This window comes from Massilia sp. CT11-108, assembly GCF_047302915.1.
GTDB classification, from domain to species: domain Bacteria; phylum Pseudomonadota; class Gammaproteobacteria; order Burkholderiales; family Burkholderiaceae_D; genus Telluria; species Telluria orientalis.
The window spans coordinates 1-334 of sequence record NZ_JBKYMO010001374.1; the positions used below are offsets into that span (position 1 = coordinate 1).

1 protein-coding gene is annotated in these 334 nt (G+C 73.7%); it reads right to left on the reverse strand.

Translation table 11 applies throughout. The features are described 5' to 3' along the window. The coding region (locus tag ACEN88_RS34860; protein ID WP_413346994.1) for an NAD(P)/FAD-dependent oxidoreductase at positions 1-334 on the reverse strand (334 nt) is incomplete at both ends.

The window sequence follows — 334 nt, forward strand, 5'->3', positions numbered from 1 at the left end:
GCCCCGGCGCGGACGCGCGCCTGGGCCATCTGGGCATCGTCCTCGGCGACCCACAGGGTGCCGCAGCGGACGTGTTCCGCGAGGCCGGCGCGGGTGGACAGGTATTCGTCCCAGCGCGCCAGCGACAACAGGCACAGGTCGAGTTCATCGTCCGTCTCGTCGAGCGCGACGAGGTGGCCCATGCCGGCCGCCGTCACGCCGTTGCCTGGGTGGTTCGCATCGACGAGCAGCACGTCGCGCCCGAGCGCCTGCAGCTCCGCCGCGCATGCCGCGCCGACGATGCCGGCGCCGACGACGATCACGTCCGGATGCTTCACGCCAGCGCGGGCAGGGC